Below are 8,630 nucleotides of genomic sequence, written 5' to 3'. Positions count from 1 at the left end.
CTGACCGGGGCGCGGGCGCGCCGCCTCGCGGCGCTCGCGCTCGCCCTCCTGCTGGCCGCCTGTGCGGGCGAACGGCTCGCGCTGCCCGGCAACCGCTCGGCGCTGGTCGAGCGCGTGCCGGGACCGGCGCCGACGCTCGTCGTGCTGCACGGCGCGGCGCTCGACGGGTCGGAAACGCGGCACATGCTGCGGCTGTCTGAGCAGGCCCGTGCGGCGGGCGTGGCCCTCGTCTTCCCCGAAGCGGCCGGTCCGTTCTGGAACGACGAGGCGCTGGCGATGCGTGCGCCCGGCCTGCTCTCGGCCGTCGACGACGTCGCCTTCCTCGACGCGCTGTTCGACAGGCTGACGGCCGAGCGCATCGCCGACCCCGCGCGCATCCATCTCGCCGGGATCTCCAATGGCGGGATGATGGCCCTGCGCTATGCCTGCCGCCGCGCCAGGCGGATCGCCTCGCTCGCCCTGATGCAGACGACGCAGCCGGCGGATCCGCCTTGCACGCCCGCCCGCCCCCTGCCGGTGCTGATCGCCGCCGGCACCGAGGATCCGATCATCCGCTGGGACGGCGCCGTCCTGTTCGGCCCCTTGGTCGAGGTCGAGCGGCGGCTCTCCGTGCCGGAGGGCTTCGCGGCCTGGCGGGCGGCGAATGGCTGCGCGGGGCTGGCGCCGCCCGTCATGCTGCCCCGCCGGGGCGGCGCGGATGATCCTGCGGTCCTGCTGCACCAGGCGACGGGCTGCCGGCACGACGTCGCGACGCTGCTCTACGAGATCCGCGGCGGCGGCCATCGCCTGCCGGGGCGCGACGACTGGCCGCTGCTCCGCCTGTTCGGCCGCGCGACGCCGGACATCGAGGCGGGCGAGTTGCTGCTCGGCTTCGCGCTCGACCCCGCCACACCGCCGGGGCTACCCAAGCGCTGAGCGTCTCCGTGCTGTCCGGATGCGGATGTTTCGTGCTAGAATTAGCAGCATGCGCGCCGCGCTTGCCATTTTGCTTCTGCTGACGCTCGCCGCCTGCGGGACGTCCCGCCAGACGGTCGGGCCCGGCGGCGTTCAGGTCGCGGAGCCGATCTCCTGCGTGCCCTATGCTCGCGCGCGGTCCGGCATCCAGCTCTCGGGCGACGCTTGGCAGTGGTGGGACGCGGCGGCCGGGCGCTACGAACGCGGCCGGGCGCCGCGGCCGGGCTCGGTGCTCGTGATCAACCGCACGGCCCGGATGCGCGACGGGCACGTCGCCGTCGTCTCGCGTGTCGTGAGCAGCCGCGAGGTGCGGGTGGACCACGCCAACTGGGCCTCCGGCGCGGCGAAGGGGCGCATCACGACGGACCAGCGCGTGGTGGACGTCTCGCCGAACAACGACTGGTCGCTGGTGCGGGTCTGGTATCCGCGGATCAACGACCTCGGCACCACGGCCTTCCCGGCCCGCGGCTTCGTCCATCCGCGTATGGAACTCGCGTCCAGGTAGTTTTCGGGAAGGCATCCCTCGGGCATGGTGCCGCCCGAACGAAACCGGGAGGATCAACCGATGCGCCTCACTCGCCGCACCCTCGCCGCCATCGCCGCGACGCTTGCTGCCCCAGCCACGCTGCGCGCCCAGGCCGCCTGGCCGGAGCGCACCGTGCGCGTCATCGTCCCCTTCCCCGGCGGCTCGACGCCCGACATCGCGGCACGCGCCGTGGCCGGCCACTTCCAGCAGGCGTTCGGCCAGCCCTTCGTGGTGGACAATCGCGCTGGCGGCGGCGGCGCGATCGGCACCGAGGCGATCGCCAAGGCGACCGACGGCCACACCATCGGCGTCTCGATCGGTGGGCCCGCCAGCACGGCGCGCATCCTGAATCCGCAACTCGGCTACGACCCGGCGACCGACCTGGCGCCGATCTCGCTGCTGGTGCGGCTGCCGATCGTCTTCGCGGTGCATCCCTCCGTCCCGGCGCGCAATCTCGAGGAATTCATTGCCCATGCGCGCGCCAATCCGGGCCGGCTGAACTACGGCTCGGTCGGCGCCGGCACGCTCGGCCACCTGGTGACCGCGGAGTTCGCGGCGCGGCACAACCTCGACATGACGCATGTGCCCTTCCGCTCCGTTCCGCAGGGCGTGACGGAGCTGGTCGCCGGCCGCATCCAGGCGATGGGCGCGGTCTCGGGCGCGGTGCTGCCGCAAGTGCGGGACGGCGCCGTGCGCGCGCTCGGCATCACCAGCGAGGGCCGCTTCCCGCAGGCGCCCGACATCCCGACCTTCACCGAGCAGGGCCAGGGTGCCGCGATCTGGACCTGGATCGGCCTGTTCGGCCCGGCGGGCATGCCGGCCGAGCGCGTCGCGCGGCTCGCGCAGGAGGCGCAGCGCGCGCTTCAGGTGCCAGAGGCGCAGCGCGCCCTGACGGCGGCGGGCTTCGAGATCGTCGGCGGCGACCCGGCGGCGATGCGCGCCTTCGTCGCGGACGAGATCAACCGCTGGGGCCCGCTGATCCGCCGGCTGGATATCCGGCCGGAAAGCTGACGCGCGACGTTTCCGCGGCGCCACGCGGCGCCGCGGGATGTCGGCCTGATCCACTTTGGTGGATCAGGCTGAAGCCTTGGTTTCAGCGACTGATTCACCGCTCCGGCGATTCCGCCTTCGCGGATCAGGCGCTAGCCGAACATATCCTCGATCTTCGCCTGCGGCGTCCAGCGCGGGGCGTTGTCCTTGTCCACCAGCACGGCGCGCACGCCCTCGGCGAAGTCGGGGTGGCGCGTCACCTTGCGCGTCAGGCGCAGCTCCATCTGCAGGCAGTCGGCGAGACTCATCGTGCGGCCCCGCCGCAGCAGCTCGAGCGTCACCGCCATGCTGGTCGGCGACATCCGCGCCAGGATCGCCAGCTGGTCGCGCGCCCAGTCGCTGTCCTCGGCCGCCAGCGCGTCGCGGATCGAGGGGAGCGTCTCGTGGCCGAAGCAGCGGTCGATGGCCGGCCGCTGCGCCGCGATGCTGCCGGGCGGGACGGGCTGCGCGAAGCGCTCCACCGCGCCGGCATCGCCCTCCAGCAGCGCGGCGCGCAGCGCGGGAAGCGAGTCGCGCGGGACGAAATGGGTGGCGAGGCCGGCCTCCACCGCCTCCGCACCCTTGAGCCGCGCGCCGGTCAGCGCGAGCCAGTTGCCCAGCGCGCCGGGCAGCCGCGGCAGGACGTAGGAGGTGCCGACGTCCGGAAACAGCGCGATCGCCGTCTCCGGCATGGCGAGCAGCGCATGCTCGGTCACCACGCGGTGGCTGCCATGGACGGAGACGCCGATGCCGCCGCCCATGCAGACGCCGTCGATCAGGCTGATCCAGGGTCGGGGGAACTCCGCGATGGCGAGGTTCATCGCGTACTCGTTGGCGAAGAAGGCCTCGACGCCGGCAGCGTCTCCGGCCAGCGCGAGCTCGCGCATCCGCCGCACGTCGCCGCCCGCGCAGAAGGCGCGGCCGCCCGCGCCTTCCAGCACCACCAGCCGCAGCGCGGGATCGGCGCGGAAATCGGCCAGCGCCCGCGCGATGCCCTCGATCATCGGCAGGTCGAGCGCGTTCAGCGCGTGCGGACGGTTCATCAGGATGGTCCCGGCCGCTCCCTCGCGGCGCGCGATCAGGCTGGGCTCCGTGGCGTCGGACATGGGCGCGTCCCCTTCCCTTTCGTCCCGGGCTAGCGCCGGCCCCGCGCTTGGGCAAGCGTCGCGAGCCGCGATTGACAGGGGCAGGCGGCGCAAGGAGCCTCAACCGCGATGACCGCCCCGCTGCTACGCTTCGAGCGCGTGTCGAAGAGCTACCCGGCCACCAGGGGGCAGACGACGCCCGCGGCGCTTGAGGCGCTGGACCTCGACGTCATGCGCGGCGAGTTGCTGACGCTGCTCGGCCCCTCGGGCTCCGGCAAGACGACGACGCTGATGCTGCTGGCCGGGTTCGAGCTGCCGGATTCCGGGCGCATCCTGCTGGAGGATCGCGACATCGCGCAGCTGCCGCCGCACAAGCGCGGCATCGGCGTGGTGTTCCAGTCCTACGCCCTCTTCCCGCACATGACGGTGGCCGACAACGTCGCCTTCCCGCTCGAGGCGCGCGGCGTGCCGAAGGCCGAGCGCGCGGCGCGGGTGCAGCGCGCGCTCGAGATGGTGCGGCTGCCCGGCTATGGCGACCGGCGCCCCTCGCAGCTGTCGGGCGGGCAGCAGCAGCGTGTCGCGCTCGCCCGCGCGATGGTGTTCGAGCCCCCGATCGTGCTGCTCGACGAGCCGCTCGGCGCGCTCGACAAGGCGCTGCGCGAGGAGATGCAGCACGAGATCCGCGCGCTGCACCAGCGGCTCGGCCTGACCATGCTCTACGTGACGCACGACCAGTCGGAGGCGCTGACCCTGTCGGACCGGATCGCCGTGCTGTCGCGCGGGCGCCTCCGGCAGCTCAGCACGCCGCGTGCGCTGTACGAGGAGCCCGCGGATGCCTTCGTCGCGGGCTTCGTGGGCGAGAACAACCGGATCGCCGTCGGTGTGCTGGAGATCGCGCACGGGAAGGCCCGCGTGAAGCTCCAGGAGGGCGTGGAGGTGCTGGCGCGGCTCGGCGAGGCGGTGACGCCGGAGAGCTACGCCGTCCTGACGATCCGCCCGGAGCGCGTGGCCGTGGTCGATGCGGCCGGGGAAGGAATGCTCCGGGCGAGGCTGGCAGAGGTCCTGTTCCAGGGCGACCATTTCCGCCTGCGGCTCCTGCTGCCGGGCGGCGCCGAGATCGTCGCGAAACGCGCGGTCGGGGCCGAGCCACCGCCCGAGCCCGGGACGGAGGTCGGCGTGACCTGGTGGCCCGACGACGCCCTGGTCTTCCGCGACGAGGCGGACACGGTCTAGTTCAGCGACCGGTCGCGTGGAACCGCTCCGCGGCTGAGCCGATCGGACGGTGCGCGGGCGCCTGGCGCAGGGCGGGAGGACGGCAATGCGGCGGAGAAGCTGGATCGGCACGCTGTTCGCGGCGGTGACGGCGATGCTCGCCGCCGGCGACGCCGATGCCCAGGGCCGCGACCTGACCGTGGTGTCCTGGGGCGGCGCCTACCAGGAAGCGCAGCGCGAGGTCTACTTCCGTCCCTGGATGCAGTCGCGCAACCAGCGCCTGCTCGAGGAGACCTGGGATGGCGGCGTCGGCGTGCTGCGCGCCAGGATCGGATCAGGCGCCAACACTTGGGACGTCGTCCAGGTGGAAGGCGAGGAGTTGCTGATCGGCTGCGAGGAAGGGCTGTTCGAGCGGCTCGACTGGGACGCGATCGGTGGGCGCGAGGCCTATATCCCACAGGCGGTCAGCGATTGCGGCGTGGGTGCGATCTACTACTCCTTCGTCCTGGCATGGGATCGCGCGCGCCTGCGCGAAGCGCCGCGCGGCTGGGCCGATTTCTTCGACACGCAGCGCATCCCCGGCCGCCGCGCGCTGCGGCGCGGGCCGAAGACGACGCTGGAGATCGCGTTGCTCGCCGACGGCGTGCCGGCGAACGAGGTCTATTCCCTGCTGGCGACCGAGGCGGGCGTGGACCGCGCGTTCCGCCGGCTCGACACGATCCGGGGCGACGTCGCCTGGTGGGAGCGCGGCTCGCAGCCGCCGCAATGGCTGGCCTCGGGCGAGGTGGTGATGGCCAATGCCTACAACGGGCGCATCGCCGCGGCGAACGCGAATGACGGGCGCGACTTCGGCATCGTCTGGACCCAGAACCTCTACACGCTCGACAGCTGGGTGATCATGCGCGGCAGCCCGAACCGGCAGCGCGCGCTGGACTTCCTCAACTTCGTCGGACAGGCGCGGGTGCAGGCGGCGCTGCCGCCGCGCATCCCCTATGGCGTGACGGCGCGCGGGGCCAACGCGCTGCTCACGCGCGACGTGCTGATGCAGTTGCCGACGGCGCCGCAGAACGCGCAGTCCGCGCTGCGGATCGACGACCGGTTCTGGCTCGACAACATCGACCGGCTGAACCGCCGCTTCGAGGCCTGGATCGGCCGCTAGAGCAGCGGCCCGGCGTCTCGGGCGGACCGGGTCGGCCCTTCCCGGATTCGCCCCCCGCCCTTATGTGCCGGGACGGGAAGAGCCGCCAGGAGACCATCCATGACCCTCCATCGCCGCGCCATGCTCGGCGCCGCTTTCGCCATGAGCACCGTCTGGGCCGCACCGCGCGCCGCCCTCGCGCAGGCGCAGCCGCCCGCCGGGCCGCATCGCCTGCCCGACCTGCCCTATGCCTTCGATGCGAACGAGGCGGCGGTGGATGCGCGCACGATGGAGCTGCACTGGCGCTTCCACCACGGCGCCCAGGTGAACAACCTGAACGCGGCGATCCGCGAGCACAGCGCGCTCCATGACATGCCGCTCGACAGGCTGCTCATGAATCTCGGCCAGGTACCGGAAGGCGTGCGCACGGCGGTGCGCAACAACGGCGGCGGCCATGCGAACCATTCCATGTTCTGGGTCATCATGGGCGGGCGCGGCGGCGAGCCCGCTGGCGAGCTTGCACAGGCGATCACGCGCGACTTCGGCGACTTCGCGACCTTCCGCACCCGCTTCAACGCCGCCGCCAACGGCGTCTTCGGCAGCGGCTGGGCCTTCGTCACGGTGGACCGTGACGGCCGGCTCGCCATCGTCACGCGGCCGAACCAGGACACCCCGCTGTTCGACGGGCAGCGCGTGCTGATGGGCAACGACGTGTGGGAACACGCCTACTATCTGCGCTACCAGAACCGTCGCGCCGAGTACTCGACGAACTGGTGGAACGTCCTCGACTGGGGCCGCATCGGCGAGCGCTTCGCCGCGGCGCGGGCCGGCACGCTGACGGTCTGAGGAACCTCGGGCGCTTCCACCCCTTGCGCGGTCCTGAACAGCCGCAGGGCCGCGCAAACCTGCCAGTTCGCCTTGGACCGCTCTCGCGGCAGGCGGAGGTGAGGCGCGTCAGCTCGCGACGATGTTCTCCGCGCGCGCGATCGCGACCCAATGGTCGCGGAAGCCTCCCACGAAGCGCTGGAAGGCCTCGCCGGTCAGCAGCGGCTGACGCGGCGGCGAGGCGAGTTCCTCGAGCCGTGCCGCGATCTCCGGCCGCGCGACGATGCCGGGGATGGCGGCGGCGATGCGCTCGGCCATGGCCGGCGGCAGGCCACGCGGGGCGCTGACGCCGATCCACTGCGTCATCGTCGCGCGGCTATAGCCGAGCTCGGCGAGCGTCGGCACGTCCGGGAAGCCGGCGACGCGCGCCTCGGTGGAGACCGCGAGGGCGCGCAGCGAGCCGTCGCGCAGCTGGCCGACGAGCGTCGTGATCGGCGCGTTGATCGCATCCACCTGCCCCGCCATCAGGTCCTGCAGCGCGGGCGGCGTGCCGCGATAGGGCACGTGGTCGAGGTGCGTCGCACGCGCCTCCCGCGCCACCACCGCGCCCATGATGTGCTCGGCGGACCCGACGCCGGAGCTGCCGTAGCGCACGGGCCGCGTCCGCGCGGCCTCCAGCAGTTCCGGCAGGGTGCGGAAGGGCGAGCGGCCGGTGACGACCATGACGGTCGGCGCCTCGGCCAGCATGCCGAGGTGCACGAAGTCCGCCACCGGGTCGTAGGTCAGGCTCGGCAGCACGCCCGGCGCGAAGCCGAAGGGGATGGCGTGGCTGACGGCGAGCGTGGTGCCGTCCGGCGCGCTCTTCGCCACCGCATCGGCGGCGATGGTGCCGGAGGCGCCGGTGCGGTTCTCCACCACCAGCGTCGCGCCGATCGCCTCGCCGAGCGGGCCGGCGACGAGGCGCGCCACGACGTCGGCAAGGCCGCCGGGCGGGAAGCCGGCGATGAAGCGCACGCTGCGCGGCTGGGCGAGGGCGGGAACGGCGAGCAGGCTGGTCGCGGCGAGGAGCAGGTGGCGGCGCTGCATGGATGGATCTCCCGGTTTGGGCCCGGGCCATGCAACCGGGATGCCGCGCTCAGCGCGGCCAGGGCGTCATGGGCGGGTCGGGCAGCGGCAGCAGGAGCTGGGGCAGGATCTGCGGCGGGTTGAGCAGGCCCGGCGGCGCCAGCGCCTCCCCGCAGGGCGGGCGCAGCACGCCGCAATCCCAGGCCCAGCCATCCGGCCGGCCGGAGACGATGCCGCCGCGCTGGTAGCCGCAGAGGCAGAGCTTGCCCGCGAGGCAGGCGGCCATGCCCGCGCGCGCATCGGTGCAGGCCGGCGGGCTCTGCGCGGCCGCAGGCACAGCGAGCAGGAGAAGGGGCAGCAGCCAGCGCATCGCGGCAGGCTGCGCAACGACGGTGAACGCCGGCTTTACGAGCCGAGCGCCTCCAGCACGACGCCCTCGGTCAGCAGCTGCGGCAGCACCACCGGCTCCACCGCGCCCGGCGCCCAGTAGAGATAAAGCGGCACGCCCTCGCGCCCGTGCTCGCGCAGCAGCGCGCCGATGGCGGCGTCGCCGCGCGTCCAGTCGGCCTTGAGATAGGCGATGCTGCGCCGCTCGAAGACGTCCTGCACGGCGGCGGTGCGGAGCGCGACGCGTTCGTTCACCTGGCAGGTGATGCACCAAGCGGCGGTGGCGTTGACGAAGACCGGCCGGCCCTCGGCGCGCAGCGCCTCGACCCGCGCGGCCGACCAGGGCTCGGCGCCGGGCGCCATGTCGGCGGCCGCGGCGGGCACGGAGGAGAGGCGCGGCAGCAGGGCG

The 8,630-nt window shown here is 73.3% G+C and carries 10 protein-coding genes; 6 read left to right on the top strand and 4 right to left on the bottom strand.

Features of this window, described 5'->3' with window-relative positions; genetic code table 11:
- The 3 genes from L2I40_RS13450 to L2I40_RS13440 all read left to right on the top strand — a co-directional run.
- Positions 1 to 915: alpha/beta hydrolase family esterase (locus L2I40_RS13450; protein WP_237215471.1), on the top strand; the 915-nt coding region annotated here is incomplete at its 5' end.
- 49 nt (positions 916 to 964) lie between these two features.
- Positions 965 to 1,459, top strand: coding sequence for a CHAP domain-containing protein (locus tag L2I40_RS13445; RefSeq protein WP_237215470.1), 495 nt, complete (start codon positions 965 to 967; stop codon positions 1,457 to 1,459).
- A gap of 60 nt (positions 1,460 to 1,519) precedes the next feature.
- Entirely contained in the window at positions 1,520 to 2,491 is a 972-nt protein-coding gene (locus L2I40_RS13440; protein ID WP_237215469.1) for a Bug family tripartite tricarboxylate transporter substrate binding protein, read from the top strand.
- 131 nt (positions 2,492 to 2,622) lie between these two features.
- Here L2I40_RS13440 and L2I40_RS13435 read toward each other — a convergent pair whose 3' ends face one another.
- The gene (locus tag L2I40_RS13435; RefSeq protein WP_237215468.1) at positions 2,623 to 3,615 is read right to left on the bottom strand and encodes an enoyl-CoA hydratase/isomerase family protein; all 993 of its coding nucleotides are present in this window, start codon (positions 3,613 to 3,615) and stop codon (positions 2,623 to 2,625) included.
- A gap of 108 nt (positions 3,616 to 3,723) precedes the next feature.
- Here L2I40_RS13435 and L2I40_RS13430 point away from each other — a divergent pair, with 108 nt between their 5' ends.
- The 3 genes from L2I40_RS13430 to L2I40_RS13420 all read left to right on the top strand — a co-directional run bounded on the left by L2I40_RS13430 (position 3,724) and on the right by L2I40_RS13420 (position 6,790).
- Positions 3,724 to 4,827, top strand: coding sequence for an ABC transporter ATP-binding protein (locus tag L2I40_RS13430; protein ID WP_237215467.1), 1,104 nt, complete (start codon positions 3,724 to 3,726; stop codon positions 4,825 to 4,827).
- An 85-nt stretch (positions 4,828 to 4,912) separates the two neighbouring features.
- Entirely contained in the window at positions 4,913 to 5,965 is a 1,053-nt protein-coding gene (locus L2I40_RS13425) for an ABC transporter substrate-binding protein (RefSeq protein WP_237215466.1), read from the top strand.
- A gap of 99 nt (positions 5,966 to 6,064) precedes the next feature.
- Positions 6,065 to 6,790 (top strand): superoxide dismutase, encoded by a 726-nt coding sequence (locus L2I40_RS13420; RefSeq protein WP_237215465.1) that lies wholly within the window; start codon positions 6,065 to 6,067, stop codon positions 6,788 to 6,790.
- A 108-nt stretch (positions 6,791 to 6,898) separates the two neighbouring features.
- Here L2I40_RS13420 and L2I40_RS13415 read toward each other — a convergent pair whose 3' ends face one another.
- The 3 genes from L2I40_RS13415 to L2I40_RS13405 form a co-directional block, all read right to left on the bottom strand.
- Positions 6,899 to 7,855, bottom strand: a complete 957-nt coding sequence (locus tag L2I40_RS13415; RefSeq protein ID WP_237215464.1) for a Bug family tripartite tricarboxylate transporter substrate binding protein — start codon at positions 7,853 to 7,855, stop codon at positions 6,899 to 6,901.
- A 49-nt stretch (positions 7,856 to 7,904) separates the two neighbouring features.
- A complete protein-coding gene (locus tag L2I40_RS13410) occupies positions 7,905 to 8,204 on the bottom strand; it encodes a hypothetical protein (RefSeq protein WP_237215463.1) in 300 nt (99 codons plus the stop codon).
- Between the two features lie 35 nt (positions 8,205 to 8,239).
- The coding region (locus tag L2I40_RS13405) for a thioredoxin family protein (protein WP_237215462.1) at positions 8,240 to 8,630 on the bottom strand (391 nt) is incomplete at its 5' end.

The sequence above is a fragment of the Falsiroseomonas oryziterrae genome, assembly GCF_021864505.1.
Lineage (GTDB): Bacteria > Pseudomonadota > Alphaproteobacteria > Acetobacterales > Acetobacteraceae > Falsiroseomonas > Falsiroseomonas oryziterrae.
Note: the sequence above shows the minus strand (reverse complement) of the source record. Positions and strands in the feature narration are given on the sequence as shown.